Annotated in this window: 23 protein-coding genes and 1 pseudogene; 15 read left to right on the top strand and 9 right to left on the bottom strand. The window is 56.7% G+C overall.

Going from position 1 to position 21,292, the window contains the following annotated elements; all coding sequences use genetic code 11:
* Positions 1-53: 53 nt before the first annotated feature.
* From HNW77_RS07395 to HNW77_RS07385, 3 genes are read right to left on the bottom strand one after another with little or no spacing between them, the layout of a single operon-like run.
* Positions 54-1,550 carry an efflux transporter outer membrane subunit gene (locus HNW77_RS07395; RefSeq protein WP_172156514.1) on the bottom strand — a complete coding sequence of 499 codons (1,497 nt, stop codon included), beginning with the start codon at positions 1,548-1,550 and terminating at the stop codon, positions 54-56.
* Positions 1,551-1,554: 4 nt separating this feature from the next.
* Entirely contained in the window at positions 1,555-4,680 is a 3,126-nt protein-coding gene (locus HNW77_RS07390) for an efflux RND transporter permease subunit (RefSeq protein ID WP_275942141.1), read from the bottom strand.
* A 5-nt stretch (positions 4,681-4,685) separates the two neighbouring features.
* Entirely contained in the window at positions 4,686-5,828 is a 1,143-nt protein-coding gene (locus HNW77_RS07385) for an efflux RND transporter periplasmic adaptor subunit (RefSeq protein WP_172156513.1), read from the bottom strand.
* Between the two features lie 191 nt (positions 5,829-6,019).
* Here HNW77_RS07385 and HNW77_RS07380 point away from each other — a divergent pair, with 191 nt between their 5' ends.
* A complete protein-coding gene (locus HNW77_RS07380; RefSeq protein ID WP_241694350.1) occupies positions 6,020-6,712 on the top strand; it encodes a TetR/AcrR family transcriptional regulator in 693 nt (230 codons plus the stop codon).
* Between the two features lie 106 nt (positions 6,713-6,818).
* On the opposite strand, the gene HNW77_RS07375 is transcribed toward HNW77_RS07380, so the two are convergent.
* Positions 6,819-7,379, bottom strand: a complete 561-nt coding sequence (locus HNW77_RS07375) for a hypothetical protein (RefSeq protein WP_172156512.1) — start codon at positions 7,377-7,379, stop codon at positions 6,819-6,821.
* 271 nt (positions 7,380-7,650) lie between these two features.
* Between HNW77_RS07375 and HNW77_RS07370 the strand changes: the two genes are divergently transcribed.
* The gene (locus HNW77_RS07370) at positions 7,651-8,163 is read left to right on the top strand and encodes a hypothetical protein (RefSeq protein WP_172156511.1); all 513 of its coding nucleotides are present in this window, start codon (positions 7,651-7,653) and stop codon (positions 8,161-8,163) included.
* Positions 8,164-8,370: 207 nt separating this feature from the next.
* On the opposite strand, the pseudogene HNW77_RS07360 reads toward HNW77_RS07370, so the two are convergent.
* Positions 8,371-8,807, bottom strand: a pseudogene (locus HNW77_RS07360) (YrrC family ATP-dependent DNA helicase); the annotation flags it as partial.
* 423 nt (positions 8,808-9,230) lie between these two features.
* Between HNW77_RS07360 and HNW77_RS07355 the strand changes: the two are divergent.
* From HNW77_RS07355 to gapS4b, 4 genes are all read left to right on the top strand, one after another.
* Positions 9,231-10,379: a tyrosine-type recombinase/integrase gene (locus HNW77_RS07355; RefSeq protein WP_172156510.1), complete on the top strand. Its 1,149-nt coding sequence runs from the start codon at positions 9,231-9,233 to the stop codon at positions 10,377-10,379.
* Positions 10,380-10,590: 211 nt separating this feature from the next.
* Positions 10,591-11,616, top strand: a complete 1,026-nt coding sequence (locus HNW77_RS07350; RefSeq protein WP_172156509.1) for a nucleoid-associated protein — start codon at positions 10,591-10,593, stop codon at positions 11,614-11,616.
* On the top strand, positions 11,616-12,560 hold the full coding sequence (gene gapS4a / locus HNW77_RS07345) for a GapS4a family protein (RefSeq protein WP_172156508.1): 945 nt from the start codon (positions 11,616-11,618) through the stop codon (positions 12,558-12,560). Before HNW77_RS07350 ends, gapS4a begins: the two co-directional genes overlap by 1 nt.
* 1 nt (position 12,561) lies before the next feature.
* A complete protein-coding gene (gapS4b, locus tag HNW77_RS07340) occupies positions 12,562-13,695 on the top strand; it encodes a GapS4b family protein (protein ID WP_172156507.1) in 1,134 nt (377 codons plus the stop codon).
* 59 nt (positions 13,696-13,754) lie between these two features.
* On the opposite strand, the gene HNW77_RS07335 is transcribed toward gapS4b, so the two are convergent.
* Positions 13,755-13,964, bottom strand: a complete 210-nt coding sequence (locus HNW77_RS07335; RefSeq protein WP_172156505.1) for a helix-turn-helix domain-containing protein — start codon at positions 13,962-13,964, stop codon at positions 13,755-13,757.
* A gap of 248 nt (positions 13,965-14,212) precedes the next feature.
* On the opposite strand from HNW77_RS07335, the gene HNW77_RS07330 reads away from it, so the two are divergent.
* The 9 genes from HNW77_RS07330 (at position 14,213) to HNW77_RS07290 (ending at position 19,384) form a co-directional block, all read left to right on the top strand.
* A complete protein-coding gene (locus tag HNW77_RS07330; protein WP_041111696.1) occupies positions 14,213-14,422 on the top strand; it encodes a transcriptional regulator domain-containing protein in 210 nt (69 codons plus the stop codon).
* 133 nt (positions 14,423-14,555) lie between these two features.
* Positions 14,556-14,993: a DNA -binding domain-containing protein gene (locus HNW77_RS07325; RefSeq protein WP_172156503.1), complete on the top strand. Its 438-nt coding sequence runs from the start codon at positions 14,556-14,558 to the stop codon at positions 14,991-14,993.
* A 162-nt stretch (positions 14,994-15,155) separates the two neighbouring features.
* The gene (locus HNW77_RS07320) at positions 15,156-15,497 is read left to right on the top strand and encodes a helix-turn-helix domain-containing protein (RefSeq protein ID WP_241694349.1); all 342 of its coding nucleotides are present in this window, start codon (positions 15,156-15,158) and stop codon (positions 15,495-15,497) included.
* Entirely contained in the window at positions 15,494-15,970 is a 477-nt protein-coding gene (locus HNW77_RS07315) for a DUF2840 domain-containing protein (protein WP_172156501.1), read from the top strand. The genes HNW77_RS07320 and HNW77_RS07315 overlap by 4 nt, the downstream gene beginning before the upstream one ends.
* Positions 15,967-16,536, top strand: coding sequence for a S26 family signal peptidase (locus tag HNW77_RS07310; protein ID WP_172156499.1), 570 nt, complete (start codon positions 15,967-15,969; stop codon positions 16,534-16,536). The genes HNW77_RS07315 and HNW77_RS07310 overlap by 4 nt, the downstream gene beginning before the upstream one ends.
* 67 nt (positions 16,537-16,603) lie before the next feature.
* The gene (locus HNW77_RS07305) at positions 16,604-16,933 is read left to right on the top strand and encodes a DUF736 domain-containing protein (protein WP_172156497.1); all 330 of its coding nucleotides are present in this window, start codon (positions 16,604-16,606) and stop codon (positions 16,931-16,933) included.
* A gap of 50 nt (positions 16,934-16,983) precedes the next feature.
* Positions 16,984-17,607: a lytic transglycosylase domain-containing protein gene (locus HNW77_RS07300; RefSeq protein WP_241694354.1), complete on the top strand. Its 624-nt coding sequence runs from the start codon at positions 16,984-16,986 to the stop codon at positions 17,605-17,607.
* Between the two features lie 244 nt (positions 17,608-17,851).
* Positions 17,852-18,814 carry a DUF3363 domain-containing protein gene (locus tag HNW77_RS07295; RefSeq protein ID WP_172156493.1) on the top strand — a complete coding sequence of 321 codons (963 nt, stop codon included), beginning with the start codon at positions 17,852-17,854 and terminating at the stop codon, positions 18,812-18,814.
* Positions 18,815-18,928: 114 nt separating this feature from the next.
* The gene (locus HNW77_RS07290) at positions 18,929-19,384 is read left to right on the top strand and encodes a CopG family transcriptional regulator (protein ID WP_172156491.1); all 456 of its coding nucleotides are present in this window, start codon (positions 18,929-18,931) and stop codon (positions 19,382-19,384) included.
* Here HNW77_RS07290 and HNW77_RS07285 read toward each other — a convergent pair.
* The 3 genes from HNW77_RS07285 to HNW77_RS17700 all read right to left on the bottom strand — a co-directional run.
* Complete coding sequence (locus tag HNW77_RS07285) at positions 19,336-20,268, bottom strand: LysR family transcriptional regulator (protein WP_172156489.1); 933 nt, start codon at positions 20,266-20,268, stop codon at positions 19,336-19,338. The two genes, HNW77_RS07290 and HNW77_RS07285, sit on opposite strands and share 49 nt — an antisense overlap.
* Before the next feature lie 30 nt (positions 20,269-20,298).
* A complete protein-coding gene (locus HNW77_RS07280) occupies positions 20,299-20,928 on the bottom strand; it encodes a glutathione S-transferase family protein (RefSeq protein WP_082789561.1) in 630 nt (209 codons plus the stop codon).
* Positions 20,929-21,104: 176 nt separating this feature from the next.
* Positions 21,105-21,292, bottom strand: a 188-nt coding sequence (locus HNW77_RS17700) for a hypothetical protein (protein ID WP_241694348.1), incomplete at its 5' end; no start/stop codon positions are given.

Raw genomic sequence — 21,292 nt, 5'->3', positions numbered from 1 at the left:
AGCTTCAGAAGAACACCGCCTTTTAAAAAAAGCCGGTGCCCGAAACTCCCCCCTCACCCCTTCCCGGTCACTTTCTGCCCCTTGGGCGGCGCGGGCACGGGCGTATGTTGCGTCCAGCCGCCGCCAAGGGCGCGGTAGAGGGTGACAAGGTTCTGGTAGCGCGACACCGCGATCGAGATCTGCCACTGCTGCGCCTGCAACAGCGTGCGCTGCGACACCAGCGATGTCAGGTAGGAATCCGTCCCGGCCCTGTAGCGCATCATGGCCAGGCTGTACGCATCGGCCGAGGTCGAGACATACCGGTCCATCTGCGCCGTCTCGTCGCGGTAGGTGTCGCGCGCGGCCAGCGCATCCGCCACTTCACGGAAGGCGGCCTGCACCGTCTTTTCATACGCCGCGGCCTTCGAGGCCCGCATGGCGCGCGAGGCCTTCAGGTTGCCGCTGTTCTGCCCCCAGTTGAGCAGGGGCACCTGCAACTGCGGCGACACACCCCATGTGGTCGCGGCCGATGTAAACAGCTTGTGCGGCTGCAGGCTGCTGATGCCATCGGATGCGGTGAGCGTGATGCGCGGGTAGAACGCCGCCTTGGCCGCACCGATATCGGCATTGGCGGCCAGCAGGTCGTGCTCGGCGGCCTGGATGTCGGGGCGGTGCTCGAGCACGTCGGCCGGCAGCCCCGGCGGCAGGTCCTGCATGATGGTCTGCTGGCCCAGCGGGCTGGCGGGGGGCAGGTTATCGGGGATGGGCTGGCCGATGAGCATGGTCAGCAGGTTTTCATCCTGCCGCACATGCCGGCGCGATTCATCGCGAAAGGCCCCGCTCTGCGCCACCTGTGTTTCCGTCTGGCGCAGGGTCATCTGGTCGGTCTCGCCATGGGCGAAGCGGGCCTTGACCATCTCCAGCGTGGCTTCCTGCGAGGCCATCGTCTCATCGGACAGGCGCAGCGAGGCCTGGTCGCCCAGCCACGAGATATAGGCCGTGGCCACCTGCGAGATGATGCTGATCAGCATGGCGCGCGCGTTTTCGCGCTGCATCAACGCATGTTCCGCCGCCTCGCGCGACATGCTGCGGATGCGCCCGAACAGGTCGATCTCATACGACGAGACGCCAATGCCCATCTGGTAATATTTGAACATGGGCGGGTGGCCGGTATCGAGGCCCGGCGCAAAGCTCAGGCCTGCTGCATCCGACGGCCCCTGGAACATCGCCTCGCCGCCGCCGCTGATGGCGGGGAACAGGCTGGCGTGCTGGATGTCGAACTGCCCCTGCGCGCGGCGGATATCGGCTGCCGCCTCCCGCAGATCGCGGTTTTCGCGGATGGCGATGGCAATCAGCGCCCTGAGCCGGGGGTCGGTAAAGAATTCCGCCCAGCCCAGATTGGCCGCAAGCGGGTTCTCGGCCACCGCGTCGCCCGTGGTGGCATAAGCGGGCCATGCCCTGGCCAGCGGCGGGGTGGGGCGCTTGTAATGCGGGATCATGGTGCAGCCCGCCAGCAGCATGGCCGCAAGCGTTGCCGCACCGGCCCGCCTGAGTGTGGGGAGAACGGTCATCGCATTACGCTCCCTTGGTCCGCTCGGACAGGCGCCTGACGCGGAACAGGCGCAGCACCACCACAAAGAACAGCGGCACGAAATACACCGCCAGCAGGGTAGCCGTGAGCATGCCGCCCACCACCGCCGTGCCGATGGCGACACGCGCGGCAGACCCCGCACCCGTGGCGATGGCCAGCGGAAACACGCCCACCACGAAGGCAATCGAGGTCATGAGGATGGGGCGCAGGCGCTCGCGGCCTGCCTCGAGCACCGATTCCTCAAGGGTTGCCCCGTTCTCGAAAAACGCCTTGGCGAATTCCACGATCAGGATGGCGTTCTTCACCGCCAGCCCCACCGTGGTCAGCAGCCCCACCTGGAAATACACGTCATTGGCCATGCCGCGCAGCAGCGTGGCCACGATCGCGCCCAGCACGCCCAGCGGAATGACCAGCAGCACGGCAAACGGAATGGCCCAGCTTTCATACAGGGCGGCCAGGCAGAACAGGATGACGATCACCGCCAGCGCGTAAAGCGGCCCGGTGAAAGAGCCCGAGGCCATCTGCTCGAACGACAGCCCGGTCCACTCATAGCCCACGCCAGCGGGCAGCTTGGCCAGGATCTCCTTCATGGCGGCGATCGAATCCCCCGAGCTGTAGCCGGCAGCGGGCTGGCCAAGGATTTCGAAGGCGTTGAGGCCGTTATAGTCCTCGACCTTCTGCGGCCCCATGATCCACTGCCCGGACACGAAGGCGTTGAACGGCACCATGCCGCCGGTGGCGTTGCGGATATACCATTTGCTCAGGTCATCAGGGATCATGCGCGCATCGGGTTCGCCCTGGATGTAGACCTGCTTCACGCGGTCATCACGCAGGAACTGGTTGACATAGATCGACCCCAGCGCCCCTTCGATGGTGGTGTTGATGTCGGCAATGGTAATGCCCAGCGCGTTGGCCTTCTCGCGGTCGATATCGAGATGGAACTGCGGCGCGTCTTCCATGCCGTTGGGGCGCACGGCGGTCAGGCGGCGATCCTTGGCCGCCATGCCCAGCACCATGTTGCGCGCCGCGAGCAACTGGGTGTGGCCAAGGTGGCCACGGTCTTCAAGTTCAAGGTCGAAGCCGGTGGCATTGCCGAGTTCCAGCACGGCGGGCGGGTTGACGGCAAAGATCTGGGCCACCGGGTCCATCCAGAAATGCATCATGATGCGCATGGCGATCGCCGCCGAGGTCTGGCTGGCGGCGGGCCGCTCATCCCAGTCCTTGAGGCGGATGAAGAAGGCGCCCGCACTCTGCCCCTGGCCTGCGAAGTTGAACCCGTTCGTGGAATAGACGGATTCGACGTTGTTGCCCTCGGTCCTGAGCACATAGTCGGCCACCTTGCGGTTGACGGCCGCCGTCTCCTCCAGCGTGGAGCCGGGCGGCATGGTGACCTGGCCAAAGATCAGGCCCTGGTCCTCATCGGGCAGGAAGCCACCGGGCAGGCGCATGAACAGCCAGCCCACGCCAGCCGTAATCAGCACGAACACCAGCATGGACAGGCCCGCATGCCCGAGCACGCGCCCCACCCCGTTCTGGTAGGCCGTGGTCATGCGCGCGAAATGGCGGTTGAACCAGCCTGCGGCCCCGGTGGTCTTTTCATGCGCGCCGGGCTTGAGCATGGTCGCGCACAGGGCCGGTGTCATGACCATGGCCACCACCACCGAAAGCCACATGGCCGCGACGATGGTGATGGAGAACTGCCGGTAGATCACGCCCGTCGAGCCGCCAAAGGCCGCCATAGGCAGGAACACCGCCGTGAGCACCAGCACGATGCCCACCAGCGCGCCGGAGATCTCGTCCATCGACTGCCGGGCCGCATCACGCGGGGAGAGTTTCTTCTCGGTCATGACGCGCTCGACATTTTCCACCACCACGATGGCGTCATCAACCAGCAGGCCCACGGCCAGCACCATGGCCAGCATGGTCAGCGTGTTGATGGAAAAGCCAAGTGCGGCCAGGATGCCGAACGTGCCCAGCAGCACCACCGGCACCGCGATGGTGGGGATGAGGGTGGCGCGGAAGTTCTGCAAGAACACCAGCATGACCAGGAACACCAGCGCGATCGCCTCGATCAGCGTAATGACCACTTCCTTGATCGACAGCACGATGAAGGGCTCGGTATCGAGCGGATAGACGGTCTTGAGCCCGGGCGGGAAGAACTGCTCGAGTTCCTTGATCTGCGCGCGCACCGCGTTCTCGGTCTGGAGCTGGTTGGCGCCGGGGGCGAGCTTGAGCGCCATGCCCGAGGCCGGCATGTTGTTATAGTAGGAATGGGTGTTGTAGGTCTGCGGCCCCAGCTCGACATGGGCCACGTCACGGATGCGCACCTGCGAGCCATCCTGCTGCACCTTGAGCAGGATCTTCTCGAACGCCTCGGGCGAGCGCAGGCGCGTCGGCCCGATGATGGTCGCATCGAGCCGCGCGCCCTTGACGGCCGGCACGCCGCCGAGTTCGCCTGATGAAACCTGGATGTTCTGCGTCTGGATCGCGGTCTGCACATCGCCCACGGTCAGGCCGTATTTGTACAGCTTCGAGGGGTCGAGCCAGATGCGCATGGCGTATTCCGCGCCGAACAGCGTGTGGTCGCCCACGCCGGTCACGCGGCTGAGCGGATCGGAGATGTTCGAGGCCACGTAATCGGCGATATCGGCGCCGCTCATGCTGTTGTCGGTCGAGATGAAGCCGAGCACCATCATGAAGTTCTTGACGGCCTTGGTAATGCTCAGGCCCTGCGCGGTCACTTCCTGCGGCAGCTTGGGCTGGGCGAGCTGCAGCTTGTTCTGCACCTGCACCTGCGCGATGTCGGGGTTGGTGCCCTGCGCGAAGGTGAGGTCGATTTCCATCTGCCCCGAGGCATAGGACTGCGACGAGATGTATTCGAGGTGATCGAGCCCGAACATCTGCTGCAGGATGGGGCGCACGACCGTATCGTTCACCGTATCGGCCGAAGCGCCGGGATAGGTCACGGTAATGGCGATCTGTGGCGGTGCGATGGAGGGATACTGCGCGATGGGCAGGCGGAAGATCGACACCCCGCCCACGAGCATGATGATCAGCCCGATCACCCACGCGAAGACGGGCCGGTCAATGAAAAAGCGCGACAGAGACATGGGGGTTATCCTGCCTTGGCCGGTTCGGCCGCATCCTGCGGGGCGACGGTGTCACCGGGGTGGATTTTCTGCAGTCCCTCAAGCACCACGCGCTCGCCGCTTTTCAGGCCGCCAGTCACCAGCCAGTCCGTGCCGATGGCCTGCCCCACCGTAATGGGGCGCAGGCTGACCCGGTTATCGGCATCGACCACCCACACCTGCGGGTCACCGTGGGAGTTGCGCTGCACCGCCTGCTGCGGCACCAGCAGGGCATCGGGGTCCAGCCCCTCGGCCAGTTGGGCGTGCACGTACATGCCGGGCAGGAGCAGACGCTCGGGGTTGGGCATGACCGCGCGCACCACGACGGTGGCGGTGGCTTCATCCACGTTCACTTCCGAGAACTGCATGCTGCCCGAATGCTCGTAGGTCGTGCCATCTTCCAGCGTTACGGTAATGGAGGCGGCATTGTCGCCCGCGCGCGTCAGCCGCCCCTGCGCCAGTTCACGCTTGAAGCGCAGCAGTTCGGTGGCGGGCAGGTTCACATCGACATAGATCGGGTCAAGCCGGGTCACGATGGCGACGTTGTTGGTCTGGTTGACGGTAACCAGCGCGCCCACGGTCAGGATGGAACGGCCGATGCGGCCCGTGATGGGCGCATTCATGTGGGTATAGCCCAGATCGACCGTGGCGCGCTCGAGCTGGCCCTTGGCGCTCAGGATATCACCCTGGGCCGCGCGCTCGGCGGCGAGCGCATCATCATATTCCTGCTGGCTTACGGCATGGGCCTTGAGCAGCGGCCCGTAGCGGTTGAGCTTGGCGCGCGCGGTGACCTCGGTGCCCTGAGCATGCAGCAGCTGGCCCTGCGCGCTATCCACCGCCGCCTGATAGATGCTGGGATCGATCTGGTAGAGCTGCTGGCCTGCCTGCACGTCCGTGCCTTCAACGAATAGCCGCTTCTGGATCACGCCGCTGACCTGCGGGCGCACCTGCGCGATCTCGAACGCCTCGGTGCGGCCGGGCAGCTGGGTGTGGATTTCCACCGGGGCGGCCTTGAGCGTCATGACCGTGACGGGCTGCGGCGGCATCTTGGGGGCGGCGGCATGCTTCTGGCACCCCGCCAGGGCGAGTATCAGAGCCGCCGGGGCTACGACACGGGAATATTGCATCATGGTCACCAACCGGCTTGTGGGCCGTAATCTAAAAATGTTTCTGAATCACGTCCGTGCTGTTTGCCGCACATGGCCGCCATATGAAAGCCAAATAAGGAAACCATTTGGTTTTCAATGAATGGAAAACTATATCGTCTCCATAAGGCGGTCAAGCAGGGCACCCATTCAAAACGGGCCGGAGCAGATTACGAATGAGCAAGATTGGACAGGAGGGACACGGCCCCATGCATGAGAACTGCGATACACCGCGCCGCGGCCCCGGTCGCCCCCCGGAAATGGAGGAATGCGAACGCCGCGAACGCATTCTCGACGCGGCAAGCGAAGTGTTGCAGAAATGCGGCTATCACGCGGCCTCGATGGACAAGGTGGCGCAGCATTCGGCCATGTCCAAGCGCACGCTCTACCTCATGTTCCATTCCAAGCAGGATCTGTTCCGCACGCTGGTCAGCAGCAGGCTGTTCAATGTCAGCCCTGGCAAATGCCTGCACATGGCCGACCCGGTGGAGGAACTGACCGAACTGCTCATGCGGCTTGGCAGCGTGATCCTGCGGCCGGATCGCATCAGCCTGATCCGCGCGCTGGTGACCGAATCGCAGCAGTCGGAAGACATCCGTCAGATTCTGACCAGCCTGCGCGCGGGCGGAAAGGACAATGTGCTCACCACCTGGCTCGACCGCTACGTGCGGGCGCGGAACAGGTCGGTGGCGGATATATCCATGTACAGCAACATGCTCTTTGGCATGACCATTGGCGACCTGATGCTGCAAAGCCTGGCCTGTGCGCCCGACCGCGCCTGGATCGAGCAGGACATGCGGCCGCGCTTTCACAAGGCCGTGCAGATTTTCCTGGCGGGCTTCGCGAAGGATGGTCCTGCGGCTTCATAAAGTGCCGCAAAACCTTGCCACGGGTTATGGGGCATCCTTGCGCCCTTGTGCCTGCAGGCAGCGGTGCCAGAACCTTCCTTACTGTTTATGAGCGGGCTTTGGCGCTTCAGGCGGTCGGGCGGGACTGGTTGGCTGCGGGCGACGGGCCATAGGGACCACAGGCCAGAACCTCCATGCACAGCACGCCCAGCATGCCGGGATGGCGCGGGCCAAGGTGCAGCAGCGCCTGCCCGTCCGTCCAGCGGCAGGGTTCGGGGCGCAGGGCATAAAAATCATCATGCCACCCTTCTGGTGCTTTCTGCGCCAGATGCATGACGATATGGCGGGCCACGGTGCCTTCAAACAGCTTGATATGCCGGACCAGCACGCCACGCGGGCGATGGTCATCGCGGCACGGGCCAGCCACGCTGACCGGGCGGGCGCTGCGCGACATGATCTTTACGGAGCCAAGATCGGGCGGCAGCATGAAAACCGCATAGCGGTTGGCGTCGCGCATCCTGCCGATGGTGTCGCCCCTGTCGGTCATGAGGTGAAGATCGGCCGCATGCGCGGTTCCGGCAGATGCGGCCTGCGCGCCCTCTGGCTCCGGGTTCATGCCGGTCAGGGCACCGGTGAGAGGCAGTTCCCGGCCTGAACGGCGCATAGCTGTGGTCAGGACAGCAGACATTTTCTTCCCCCACGGAATCAATTCCGGTTCCAGCAAGGCGACGACACCAGAACCGACATGGAGGAAAAAGATCGGCGCAAAGAATTAAAAATACTCTAAGACATAACCTGAAAAGTCAGGCCAGCCCCTGTTCGCGCACGCATGGCGCACTTCCAGGGCGGCAGGCATCACGGGCGGGGATGCAGCCCTGCCGGTCATTTTTATAATCTCCTGCATCGCACGTTCCTGCGCTATCGTGATAACAGGGGTGTGAAGATAAGGGAGAATCCGCGTGAGTCAGACGTGGGGTGATTTTCAGGCTGTCGTGCAATTATCGGCCGGCCTGAATGTGGCTATTCTCAGCTTTGTGGATATCAGCCTGCCTGCCATAAAGGAACGTCGGCGCGTCTTTGCCAAGGCGCAGCAGGAACTCGACATGCACCGCTCGGCACCGGGAAAAGTGACCTCTGCCGCCCAGCTCGAGCATGACTGCCAGGTCGATGAAATGAACCAGAAGCTTTACCTGCTGTGGAAAGAATCCTCATCATTCAGCAGCGAGGAAGATTCCCTTATCCATTCCACCGGTATTCTGGGCTTTATTGGCGCGGTACTCAGCCTGTTCCTGCTATGGTATTCAGCGGAATATTATGATGCCAGCATCAGCGTGACCGGAAAATTCGTCATCGGCCTGTCATTCTGCTCGTTGATCGGGGCCTTCATCATCAATTTCATGACAGCCTCGCAGGCCAGCGTCTTTACCAAGCAGTGCAACCAGATCCGTGAGGAAATGCGGCAGAAGCTCTAGGTTCTGTAAAACCTTGAACAACAGGACAGATGGCATCGCGGCATGATGAATATCATCCCGTCTGTCTTTTCCGATCATGCCTAGGTTCTGTTGACAAAAGACGGTAGCCACAACTTGACTGCGGCGAGGTTGAGAAAGGCGAGGAACGATTTTCTCGTCTTGTCATAGCAGGTTGCGATACGGCGAAACTGCTTCAGCTTGTTGAACATCCGCTCGATACGGTTGCGATCCCGATAGCGACGGAAGTCGGCGCGGTGTCACGACCGATAGGTCCAGCAGGGCATCAGCGCCGGAGTAATCAGAAATTTCACCGCAACCGAAATAGCGTTCGATGCCCTCGAGCGTGGTCGGTGGGCTGGCCCTGAGGAACTCCGTCTTGAACTGCAATCCATGGGTGTGGTCATTGAACCAGCGCTCCGACATCTGCACGAACTCGCCCGCCAAAATCATGGCGGCATGGCCGACGACAGTGACCAGATCGCGCTGCCCGCGCATTTTTACCCTCAGACGCAGAAACCGTTCTCGGCGTTGTGGAACGACACCCGCTCTACAAGGTCGGCCAGCGCCTCGGATAAGGTAGCCGCGCCACGCGGCGGGACGCTCCTGCTGGCGCGGAATCGAGAGGGGCGGAAACCATGATCCATCGTAACACAGGATCGCGCTGCCGACCGTATCGCCGGGCTCCAACACACTTGACACGCCATCATGAAGATCCCCGATTTCAGTCCTATCTTCGCTGGAGTTTCACTCCCATTTGCATCCTATACGCATCCTGCGCGTGTTTCCCAAACGCAGAAAGCCGCCCTTCCGGACGGCTTAACATGCTGATGATATTGGATAATGCTTGGTTGCGGGGGCAGGATTTGAACCTGCGGCCTTCAGGTTATGAGTTCCAGTCGAATACTTACACTTTTTCTGCATGCGGCCAATTTTTCTACGATAAGTAGTGGTTTTATTTACGTTTTTACTCGGAGCATGCTACACTCTCTTACGACTGGAATCGCCTGATTTTGCCCCCAAATGATTCCTATTTGATTCCAGTGATTCCAACCAAGGGAGGGTTCCCCATGGTCAAGATCACGAAACGTTCCGTCGAAGCCGCCGCCAGAACCGGCAAGGAGTATTTCCTCTGGGACGACGAGCTTCGAGGCTTTGGTCTGAGGGTCCATCCCTCGGGGCGGAAAATCTACCTGGCCCAGTTCCGCGCAGGCGGACGCATCCGGCGGGTCAATATCGGCCCGCATGGCCCGATCACTCCGGATCAGGCCCGCACCGAGGCCATGAAGCACCTGTCCGATGTCCGGCTGGGCAGCGATCCCGGCGCGCAACGCGACCGGCTGCGCGCCGCCGCGACCATGAAAGAGTTCGGCAGGCGGTTCCTCGACGAACACGTCGCCTCGCATTGCAAGCCCTCGACACAGTATGAGTATCGCCGCTGCGTGGACCTGTTCATCACACCGAAGCTGGGCACACTCAAGGTCATCGACGTGACCCGCGCCGATGTCGTCGAACTGCACCAAGGATTGAAAACGACGCCCTACCAGGCCAACCGGGTGCTGGGCGTTCTGTCGATCATGTTCACCCTAGCCGACACCTGGGGCGTACGGTCGGACGGGATCAATCCATGCTGGAAGGTCAAACGCTACAAGGAGGTGAAGCGGGAGCGTTACCTGACTCCCGACGAACTGGCCCGCCTGGGCAAGGTGCTCCGAGAAGCGGACGGTGAGCCGGAAGCCGCGACCTGCATTCGGCTACTGCTGCTAACCGGGTGCCGTCTGGGGGAAATCCAGACCCTGAAATGGGAGTATGTGGATTTTCGGGCCGGTGTCCTGCGACTGCCGGATTCCAAGACCGGGGCCAAGGTCGTACCCATCGGCAAGGCGACGCTGGACGTGCTGTCGGACATGCCCCGGATCGAGGGTAATCCCCATGTCATCATCGGGAAGGTGGAGGGCCAGTATCTGACCGACATCCAGAAGCCTTGGCGACGGATACGCGCGCGGGCTGGGCTGGACACACTACGAATCCATGACCTGCGCCATTCCTTCGCATCAGATGCACTTCAGCTCGGCGCAGACCTGACCATGATCGGGCGGTTGCTAGGTCATACACAGGTACAGACCACCGCACGGTATGCCCACTTAAAAACTGATCCAATTAGGAAAACTGCAAATGACGTGGCCGATGCGATCGCTCACGCTTTAGGTACAAGATAAGCTCTCTAACAGCCCCCCTCCCCTGAAAAGGAATATGCACTCAATCATCGCGTTGAATCGCACCAACAGAAAGCAACTTTACTTCAGAAAGCTGAGAGACTAATTTTAACGCATAAACGTAGCTTGATGCTACCTACTAGGCCTCATGGAATCCAAAGGTACAAAATGATTGATTTAATTAATACTCCATACATTTTTTGGAAAAATAATTATGAGTGAAATAATAGACATAAGTTCATCGCGCCTAAAAAAAATAGCAATCCATCAAGTGGGAAACAAAACCAGAGAAGAAGGCATTGAACTTTCGAAATATGAAACATCTTTCGACAGTGATCTTGAAGATATTTTATTAAAAAATTACTTGAAGCCATTTTCTAAACAAGAAAAAATATACGATTTTTTCCATGAGTCTGATTTAAATTTGAATGCCATATTTACTTTATCAAGTAGAATATTTTCTAACCATGAATCATTTATCAAACAAACACAAAATATTTCTAAATATCTCTACAGCACATCGAATCACCCAAATATTTCAAAAGGAAATGTATTGTTTTTACTTTTCTCTAATATATTATATAAAGAAAGAATACATGATGCTTTAGCTATAATTAAAATAGAAAAAAAAGATTATTTTCTAGATATACAGAAATCAACAAATTCTTTTAATCTTATTGAAAGAAGTGGGATATCATTAAGCCAGATACAAAAAGGCAGTTTGATTATTTCAGAAAACGCGGGGGTGTTTTCTATTGATAATCTAGGACAAAAAATAAAATATTGGCTGGATTCATTTTTAAAGGTATCCCTCAGACAAACATCCCAATCAAACGCCAAAGCCTGCGGGTCTGTATTGAAAGGTGTTATGTCAAAAATAGATAATGCAGATAAAGAAGCAAAATTAATTACGAAGTTAAAAACGAAAACAGAATCTAGAAAGATCCTAAACTTCAGTGAATTAAAAGAAATTTTATCTGAATTTGTCAATGATGACATTATATCTAAATCAATAGCAGGAGCTAATATAAGTTCCGGAATTAATCTAAGCAATGAAAGTATTTTTTACTCCACTGATTTTGTCAAACAAACAAAGAATATTACAAGCAAAATAAAGGTTTCATCCGGAGCATCTTTTGTCATTACAGATCCCTCCCTTATGGTCTCAAAAGTAAAAATTGAACCACATGAAAATGGTTATCGAGCGATAATCGATGTTAACATAAAGAAAGATCAGTGATGGGTGAGAAATCAAAAAAATCTGGAGAAATCGGAGAAGAAATTTCCAAGAAACTTTTGGAATTAATCGGATGGAAAACTTTTCTCCAGAACGTGACGATTGCGTGCAATAATAAATCCCATGTAAATGAATCAGGAAATCCACGCAAGACACATGGTGGAGATATTATTTTTATCTATCACAACCCATTTCATGACGATAGAACAGATATAGTCCATGTCTCTGTAAAAAATTCACTTTCAGCTCCTCCAAGCCCGGCAACTCTAAAAAGAAAATTCAAAGAATATTATACAGAACTACAAGAAACTATTGCATGTGCTAAACATAGCAAAGAAATACAAGATATATGCGATGCATATGGAACCAGAAACAAAAAAACTCATTCCGGTCTTTTGATATGGCTTCACAATGAAGACACAAACCTAGAATGTGACATAAAGCCGCAGCTTTCAAATGTTCGTCTAGAAGAAGATTGTATTTTCCCCGTGTATCTCATAGATAATTCGAGGGCAGCATTTTTAATAAAAATTATAGATGATATTTCTATTCGATTTTCGAAGAAAACCTCTGATTTCTTTTACCCTCAAATTGGAACCAACATTTACGACAAAGAGAAGCGATCAGGGAATTCTCTGCCCCTTGAACTAATTGCATCCGATATAGTTCCATGCCTTATTCGATCAGAAGATTCTACATCTGTCGAATTAGTCATTTACGCCAATCAAGCTTTTAGCCAGAATTCTTATAAAAGAATTTTATCCTATGCACTCAAATTTTCCGCTGGTATCATAAAAAGAATATACATTGGTATGCCTGATTACAACCCAACAAAAGATGAACAAGCCGCGCAACTTGCTCGAATGCATTTCTCAGAACGAGAAGAAATAATAACTATATTTTCTTTCAAAAAATCAATTCTTAGCCTTCTAGAAACAGGAGAGTGAAATGAAATCACCTATAGATACAGATTCTATCATTTTATTTGGATCTGACTTGCGTGTATTACTCAATAGTGACCATATATCTTATGGAGAAATAGACTGTATCTTAAAAGAAAAAGGCATCTACATTGGAAGAAATGACAAATGTAATACCGTTCCCATTTTATCTTCTACGCTTCTGACTCCGGATAATTTCTCAACGTTAATAGAATCAAGTATAGATAGAGAATCTCAGTCGAAGATAAAAATATCTAACCTTGAACTGAATTCAAAAGACTCTGACTGGATCTCTCCATTAAGAAATGGATTATTTGACGATTCGTCATGGCTCCTTTCCGGAATAGATAATGTTTCCTTTAATTCCTCTCCCAATCTATGTATCGAAAATGAAAATGAGGCGAGCATATCCTACAAGATAACTCGCACAGATTATAGTAAAAATTGGCTAGAAAGAGAGCTTGTTTTTTGTGGAACCGTAAATATCTCGAAGAAAGACGGATCTATAAAACTTGAATTCTCAGCAAATCACTCTTCAAAAGAAACAAATAATATAAATAATAATATAATAAAGAACATATCAAAGCTACTCAAACATTCGAATATTGTTACATCTGAAAATCCTGATCAAATACGATTTAATTCTTTTGACAATGAGGAACGCATTAGATTTTTTAAACGTCTAACAGCAGGATTACCAAACAACATTTCAGTCGGAGATGTCGATAATATAGAAATTAATGTTGACAAAAATGCTCCGCCTTTGCCTAACGACCCACAAATTTCATGGATGAAAGATGCCGTCAAAAAAATGAAAATTGATGGTGAAAAAATGAATGATGTTTTTCTAATATCAGATGAGCAATATTATAAATATTATCATATCCAAAAAATTGATTTGCAATTTAAATATCAAAAGGCTGCCAATTCAGGAAAATTCAAGGTAAGTTTTTTCTTTAACGCGACCGGACGTTCTGATCATAGTTACTTAAATGCAGAATTAACATTTTTATTATCAAACATAACATATGAAAACAAAGTAAATGAAACATCAAAGAAAAATATTCGCCTATTTTTAGATGAATGTATGGCTAAAATTATAGATGAGAAATACCAAACTATATGTAAAGAAAGAAAATAGGTGCGTATGATTTTTTATTTTCTCGAATGAAATAGTATAGGTAAGATAATCATTCTATATTACACTAACCTTAACAGATCATATGCCTCAACCCCTAACGCTTTCGCCAGCCGGTCCACGACCTCAATGGAAGCCGCATACTGGCACCGCTCCAGCGAACTGATGTAGGTCCGGTCGATCTCAGCAAGATGGGCAAGCTCTTCCTGCGACACCCCGCGTTCACGCCGGTATCGTTTAAGGTTTGCTGCCAGAATCTCCCGTATGTTCATACAGGATAGGGCAGCCTCTTGCAGAGTATTTAACCACGGAGTATTCTCTACATTTCTGAGCGGACCCTGAGGTGAGCGGCACCAACAGCCGCCATCTTCCGTAGATCATGAGCCTGTTATCACTTTCATGAAGTGAATCATGCGGTTACGTTATGCGGCCTTCGCTCTATGCAGGCTCGTTCCGTTTCTGAAATCCTCGGCTTCTCACAAAATCAGCGACAAACGGACCTGATCCGGGAGGCCGCCCCATGCCGCTCGACGTCTGGCAGTCAGAGACCGACCGTGCCGCCCTCAAACGCCTGGATGAAGCCGGTTTCGCCGGGGCCTTCATGCGGCGCTGGACGACCTATCGCAAAGATCATGCCGAGACAGCGCGATTGATCTCAGCAGGCGCATCCAATCCCAACGCGGAATGGGATACCTTCTGCCAGCGCTGGAGGATACGTTTTCCCACATAGCCCGGAAATACCCGTCACCCGCGTGCCCGTGATCTGGCGACCGGGCGTCACCTCCAGCGTCATCAGCCTGACACACGCTGTTGACAGCTTCACTCCGCCTGCCCTTCCCTCCTGGCGCTCACTGGGTCATCCCTTGTTCGATCAGGCCGACCAACTGGGCCGCGCCATCGTGGTAGCGACGCCCTCGGCCACGTTCAGTCTTTCCCTTCATGGCGCGGCCGCCGCCTGCCCGGCAGTCCATATCCCTGTTGATCCTTCCTATCGGCGACGCAGTGATGAGGCTGCCCGTTTCTGCGCCCATGTGCTGGGCTATCGCCTGCCCTCACGCCATCCCTGCCGAATTACCCCGACACGCTGGCGGCAGCTTGCCCTGCGCCTGCATGCCTTCGATCTGGATGCGACGGGTGCCAGCCTGCGCGACATTGCGGCGAAACTACTCGACCCGGACGCCCGGACCATGCCCGACGACATCTGGCGCGATTCTGCCTTGCGTACCATGGCCCGCACCTTGCGCGACGAGGGCAGCGCACTTGTTCATGGCGGATATCTCGCACTGCTGGACGGACTCTGACCACCCTCATTTCCGACCTCGCCTTGCGCTCCATTACCCTTTTGGGGTGGAGGAATTCGCGCACATCATTTCCTCCACTCCCAGACCGCTTCTTTCCCGTCAGCCTCCCCTTACCGGCTCAGCTTCCCCCCCGAAGCACGCCGCATCGACAGGGAGGTTTTCATGACCGATGCCACGAAACCCAAAATGGGCGTATCCGTGCCACCGACACAACCGACGTCCGAGGTCTCTGTACCAGCACGCCCGCTTACATCCCCGTCCCGTATCCTGCGCCCCTATCTGCGCGGGGGTGAAGCCGCCGAACTGATCGGGGTCTCTATTCGCACGCTGGAGAAATACCGCTGCACCGGCGGCGGTCCACCGTTTCTAAAGGTTGGCTCGCGCGTCCTCTATCTCCGCGAGGACGTGGAAGCATGGCTTCAGCGCCATCGCTGCCAAAACACCTCGGACGACAACTATGCCGCCGCCCTGCGTGAGATGCCCTCACGGAGGAACAGACCATGAGAGCGGATAATTCCAACCTGACTACAGTCGAACTGACCTTCATCGAAAAGCGCATCGAACACTGGATCAGGTTCGGCAGGCCGATCTCCGACCGCGTGCTCGACAAACGCCGTCGCCTGCTAAGTTTCGCACCCGGCAGCACGTTCGGCTTTATCCGCTGGGCCGCCAATGATTACGGCACGGTCGTGTCCTGCCTCGCCATCGTGCGCACCATAGAACGGGGCACCGCCTTTCAGACCGTGCCCTTTGTCTGGCCTGGCGGCGACCTGCTGCTCGACGTGTCGGGCTGGCCGCAGGTAAAGCATGTGCTGGAGGTGATCGACCAGATTGAGCGCTTCGGCTTCGATCCCTGCGCCGTCTCCCCCGATCACTGGCGGCATGTCCATAACCGTATCATCGCCGGGCAGGAACCACGGCGCTACACGCATACCCTGCACGCGGCATGGCTGAAGCGTGCGAGGCTGGTGTCATGACCAGGCGCGCCTGGTTCTTCGGCACCTATTTCGTCGTGCTGGTAGTGGGCACGTCCGCCGCCGTGTGTGTGACGCCCCGGCTGCTGTGGAACAGCACGGCCAGCGTCCCGGTGGGACTGTATCAGCTCCGTGCCGACAGTGTTCTGCATGTCGGAGATCTTGCCGCCGTGCGTCTGCCCGACCGGCTGGCCCTGCTGCTGTCACAGCGCGGCTATCTTCCATTCGGTGTGCCCTTGCTCAAGCCCGTCGCGGCCTTACCAGGACAGACCGTATGCCGAGCAAATGGCAGTATCACGATTGATGGCAGCCCCGTCAGCGACGCGCTGACTACTGATCATCGGGGCCGTCCGTTACCCGTCTGGCGTGGCTGTCATCGCCTCATGCGCGGCGAGATTTTCGTCATGAACCCGGCAGAACCACGCAGTCTGGACGGGCGCTATTTCGGACCGCTTCCCGCCAGCACGGTGATAGGCCGCGCTATCCCGATCTGGGTCACGACCGGACGGATTGCACCGGGCCACGACGAAAGACCTCATCCGGTGCTGCTGTCGCCTCCACTTCAGTAACTCGGCGTAGCCCTCCCCCAGTTTTCAATTCTTTGCCCTGCAATCCGCAGACCAGGAGAGACGTATCATGATCCGTCTTGGCACGTTCACGCGCACCACAAACGGCTTTTTCGGCCAGATCACCACCTTTCTGATGGAGGACGATCTGTCGATCCTCCCCATCGCTGACCCCACCACAGAGAACACCCCGGATTATCGCGTCCTGCGCGGTCTGGAAGATGACGCCATACAGGTGGGCTGCGCCTGGGCGCGTCAGGGGGAACGCATAGGGCTGTGGCTGGCGGTGATGATTGATGACCCGCTTTTCGCCCGCCCCCTGCGTGCCCGGCTACTGCCGGACCGGGACGAACACGACACGTTCCATCTGGTCTGGAACCGTCCCCGAACGCCGTCATGATCCGCGTTAAAACAGTGCCTGGTCTGCTGGTGGTCTGCGCCGGGTTTGCGATGCCTATGCAGACGGCCAGCGCCAAGCCGTTCGAGACCTACGTCACCGAGGCCGCTACACGGATGCAGATTCCTTCCGCATGGATTGCTGCCGTGATGCAGGCCGAAAGTCAGGGTGATGCCTCAGCGGTATCACCCAAGGGGGCGATGGGCCTCATGCAGATCATGCCGGACACATGGCGGGGACTGCGTCACGCGCTCAACCTTGGGGCTGATCCCTATGACCCGCACGACAATATTACGGCGGGCGCGGCGTATCTTCGATGGCTGCATGACCGCTACGGCGATGCGGGTTTTCTCGCCGCCTACAATGCCGGTCCCGGACGGTATGAGCAGTTTCTCACAGCAGGAAAAATGCTGCCTGATGAGACCCGGAAATACGTCGCGAGAGTCGTCCGACTGCTGCATGGAGTGTCGGTTGGCGGTACAATTGCCGGCGTGGGTTTTGTCGATCAACCGCACGAACAAACACCGTCCGGATGTCCGATTTTTGTGGGTGCGTTTACATCCCGAGAAGCGGCTCAGCGTGCCCCCGAGGTGATGCCCATTTTCGTTCAGGTGCTGCGATCAAAGACCCCATCTCATGGCCTGTTCATCCCCATTTCGCAAAGGAGCGCGCCGTGACGAGGGATTTACGGCATGAACGGGAAAACCTGTCATCCCATCGGGAGCGCTTCGGGTATGCGTCCGGGGTTGAGGGGATCGGGAAACATGAAGGAAAGAGAAGGCAAGATAAAACGGCCTGCCACGTCGGGCGACGAAGCGCGGTCGCGCTTCGTCTTCTTGTGTGCATGGCGGGTCGGTCGTGTGCAGGGTTTCAGGTTTTGCCCTGCTTTCCTGCGGGGTTCTTCTGCACAGTGAGGTTCTGATGGTCCGCGATGAGGATTTCCGGGTCCGTCCGGGCCGCATTCGGAGCAAGGGAGGTGGTGCCCGCCCCCGAAGCTTTCTGGCGCAGGTGCTCCATGCCTCCCGACGCGCGGGCGGAGGCAGTAGCGGCAACCCCGGAAAGGGGAAAGGCGGCAGTCCGCGCTCTGGCCCATCGACCTTCGGGCGTGGTCATTCCCGGTTTGGCAGAAGCCGCCTGTTCGACGCCCATCGCCGCGTCACCGTCAAGGCCCGCGTGGTGCGACAGACCATGCGTGATAACCGGCCCGGATCTCTGGCCGACCATCTCGCCTATCTGCGCCGCGATGGCGTCACCCGCGACGGCGAAAAAGCGCATCTGTTCGGGCCGGGTGGTCAGGACGCGGATGCACAGGATTTTGCCGTGCGCTGCAAAGACGATCGGCATCATTTCCGCTTCATCGTCTCGCCCGAGGACGCCCCGGAGATGGCGGACCTTGCCGCCCAGGTGAAAGCACCGGGCGCGACGTGGCTCGATCACCGGCTGGTGGAGCGTCAGCCCATGGACCTCACCCGCACCGGCTTCGGGGCCGAGGTGCGGCAGGCCATGCAGGAGCGCACCCGTCACCTCGCGGAGCGCGGGTTGGCGTCATTCCATGCCGACGGATCAGCGCGCTATCAGCGCAACCTCCTGGCGACATTGCGGCAGCAGGAACTCGATCAGGTTGGCGCGAAACTCGCAAAAGAAAGCGGGCTGACCTATGAGCGCAGCATTCCCGGCAATTTCGTCACCGGCCAGTATGTCAAACGCCTCAACCTGTCCTCGGGCCGGTTCGCCATGATCGACAACGGCATGGGCTTCCAGCTTGTGCCTTGGGCACCGTCGCTGGAAAAGCAGCACGACCGCTATGTGGATGGGGTCGCCCGTGATGACGGGGGAGTCGACTGGCGACACGACCGAAAGCGCGATCTCGGAATCAGTATGTGATCAGCTCGCAGCCTATTTTCACGCTCTTGCCCTCCCCGATACGCGGGATGGGGTTTCGCTCTTGTCTCTGGAAAAACCCCGCGTTCACATCATGGCTTTTCAAGGAGGGTTTCCATGCGCGACCGCTTGAACGTCTCCCTGCCCGTCGCCATGATTTCGCACATCGGCGATCTTGCCACGCGTCGGAAGGTGACGCGCTCCGCCGTGGTGGAGGCGGCGGTCGCCTCGCTCCTGTCGCCCGATAGCGCTGAGAAAACCGAAGCAGCCCTCACGCGGCGACTAGACCGGCTGACGCGGCAGATGCAACGGCAGGAGCGCGACCTGATGATCGCGCTGGAAACGCACGCCCTGTTTATCCGCTTCTGGCTGGGACAGATGCCGCCGCTCCCTGCCGAGGCGCAGGCCGCCGCCAATGCGCTGGGGCAGGAACGCTTTGCCCGGTTTCTGGATACACTGGGACGTCGTCTGTCCCAGGGACGATCCTTCCGTGACGACATCCCCCTCGATATTCCCGCCATGCGTCAGACGTCACCAGCACCAGCACCAGGGAAAGAAGCGCCATCCTCATGATGATACCGCGCCAATTCGATAAAGCGGGCGAGAACAGGATCGCTTTCTCCATCCCGCCAGCACAGGGCGAGATCGAATATCGTCGGGCCGCTTATATCCATGACCGGCCGGAAAACGACGCCATCCATTCTGATGCCCGTAGCGCCTTCCGTGATGAGCAGAATCTTATCCCCGTGACGGGCCAGTGCCAGCAACCGATCAATGGCAGCGTCATGAAACATGATACGCTCAGGCAGGATGCCATGCAGCAGCGCAAGCTTGCGAAGCTCCATGCCTGCACCACGACGCGGGAGCGTCAGGAGACAATCTGACAGGCCGGGCCACGTCACCGCCGCCCGCGCCGCGAGGGGGTGATCTCGCGCGATAGCCGCCAGCACTCTTTCCGACCCCAGCGGGACGGCTCGGGCGGTCCAGCCCTCGCCCGCTATGACGATCGCCGCGTCGAGGCGGGAGGCCAGCACATCCCCCAGCAATCTCTCACGCGGGCCGTCCATGACTTGAAAGTCCACATCGGGGCATACGCTCTGATACCGTTCGAGAAGGGCGGCCACTACGCCACTAGCGAAGGACACCTGCACACCGAGGCGGAACCTGCCCACCACTCCGTTATGCCGCAGGCGCAGATGCAGCATGGCCTCGTCCATGCCATCCAGCACGGAGGCGGCGATCTTGGTGAACGCCATACCCGCCGCCGTGAGCCGCGCCCCAGTCCGCATTCGCTCGAACAGGGGAATACGAAGCGCGTGCTCCAGTGCCTGGATCGAGCGCGTCAGCGTGCCCTGATCCACCTCCAAGGCCAGGGCCGCTTGACGCAGGCTACGGTGCTCCGCAACCGCGATCACTCGCCGAAGATCGCGGAGGTTAAATGGGTATTCTTGTGCCATCTAAAGACACCCAACGTACCTCGCTGCTATTTACGGGATCAAACCTTCTTGCCGTAAAGCGTTTTGAACGGCCGACCGCTCCAACATCCGCGCTGCATGACGCGACCACGCTGGGAAAGAAGATTCCATATCCAACCCGATGGCTTTCCCCCAGGAATAGAAAACAAATAAATACGGATCAACGCATGAATACGCTTCACCTACGCACCATGTTCTCCCAGAAATATTATTTTCTATTACACCACTAAATTCCTGAAGGTTGTTGTTCCCTTTTGAAATAACATTTTTCCACTGATGTTCGTCATCAATGAACCGTCCAGGTCGCCATACCTGTCCATAGGCAACCGCGTGTACATTGCTCGATAACCAGTTAAACCACTCCCAGCAGCGAGCTTGCTCTAAAACTGATTTTGGCCAGAAATTTCCGTCTGAAAATGAACTCGATAAATAAAATAAGATTGCGGGGCTTTCGGTAATTATTTCCCCACCATCAATTAAAACAGGCACTCTTCCTCGCGGGTTTATTTTTAGAAATTCTTTACTTCCTGTACCTTCATCTCCAACGGGGGTCAGTTTCAATTCATATGGTCTTCCCAACTCTTCGAGCAAAATATGCCCTGCCAAAGAGCAAGCGCCCGGAGAATAGTATAATTTTGTCATGACCGGCCTTTCCTACAACGAGATGGAGCACGGAAATCAAAGAACGATTCCTTGCCCGCGCTTCCGTCTCCTTTGACGGTCCTAGCCAGCCGCAATATATGATCAAGAACATATTTAGAGGGGGCGAGCTTATGCCATATTCAAAGGCTCATAAGGAAAATAGCCGACGTCGTATTTTAGACAGTGCCGTAAAACTTTTCGCGGCGCAGGGTTATGACGCCGTGACGTTGGACCAGGTGGAGGGTTCTAAAAACCTCTTGGTATTGAGGCCTACGCTGTGATTCCATTTTTCTGGTTCTGGTTGGAGGAATGGCGCTATGAAACAGGCGGGATTTTTTGACGTTGAAGAGCGACTTGCTCGGTT

Origin of the sequence: Komagataeibacter melomenusus (assembly GCF_013155395.1) — a bacterium.
GTDB classification, from domain to species: Bacteria; Pseudomonadota; Alphaproteobacteria; order Acetobacterales; family Acetobacteraceae; genus Komagataeibacter; species Komagataeibacter melomenusus.
This window is presented reverse-complemented; position numbering and strand designations above follow the sequence as displayed.